The 1,070-nt window shown below is 55.6% G+C and carries 1 protein-coding gene; it reads left to right on the top strand.

What is annotated here, in order from left to right:
- A partial coding sequence (locus HZR14_RS14135) for an RNA-guided endonuclease InsQ/TnpB family protein (RefSeq protein WP_181693522.1) occupies positions 1–997 on the top strand: 997 nt, incomplete at its 5' end.
- Between the last annotated feature and the right edge of the window lie 73 nt (positions 998–1,070).

The following is a 1,070-nucleotide window of genomic DNA, read 5'->3' as shown; positions in this document are numbered from 1 at the left end:
CAACAACCTCGGGAAACTCAAAGCCAACGGCTACGACGTAGGGTCGTTGAACTGGAAGAAACCGCGTGAGTACAGGAGTTTCACGTACCGTCAATCGGGCTTCGAACTCGACACGAAGAGTGGCCCAAACGGACGCGGACTCTTGATACTCAAAAAACTCAGCCGTAAAACTCGCGAAATACCAGTGCGACTCCACCGCGACCTTCCAGACCACGAGCAAATCAAAGAAGTCACGCTCAAGAAAGAGGCGACAGGTGCGTGGTACGTCTCATTCTGCATCAAAACCGACGCACCACCCAAACCCAAACCCGAAGATATCGACTCTGAAGATACGGTTGGCCTCGACCTTGGCGTGTTGAACTTCGTCCACGATTCGGATGGTCGGTCAGTACAACGGCTTGACTTGTCTGATGACCGCGAGCGACTCGAACGCGAGCAACGCTCGCTCTCACGGAAACAGCACGGTTCAAACAACTGGGAGCAACAACGCCAACGCGTCGCCGAGGTTCACGCTCGGATGTCGAACAAAAGACAGGACTTCAAACACAAGCTCGCGCATTTCTACACCACCGAGTACGACGCCGTATTCGTTGAAAACCTCAACGTGAAGGGCATGCTTGAGTCCCCACAGAACGCCCGGAACAAAGCGGAAGTCGGGTGGCGTGACTTCCGCATGATCCTCGAACACCACGGCGAGAAGAACGGCTGTCACGTCGTGGAAGTCGAACCACGCGGCACGACGAAAGAATGCGCTGAATGCAGCGTGGAAACACAGAAGCCATTGTGGGTTCGCGAGCATTCCTGCCCAAGTTGTGGGTTCGAAGTTGACCGGGATTGGAACGCGGCATTCAACATCCAACAACGCGGTTGGAACCGCCTAGGAGTGGTTCACTCCGAAGATACGCCTGCGGAGACTGCGACCGCTACGGATACTCTTGAAGTATCTGCAAGTCGCGTTTGTCGAGGGAACCTCGACAGGCTGTCAGACGCAGTCTGACAACGTCGTCGAAACAGGAAGCCCCTGCCTCAACGAGTCCGCGACAGCGGGCGAGTAGGCAGGGGTAGTTCAC

Source organism: Natronomonas salinimetallica, from assembly GCF_013839515.1.
In the GTDB taxonomy this organism is placed as follows: domain Archaea; phylum Halobacteriota; class Halobacteria; order Halobacteriales; family Haloarculaceae; genus Natronomonas.
The sequence above is the reverse complement of the archived record's forward strand: the minus strand, read 5'-3'. Positions and strand labels throughout refer to the sequence as shown.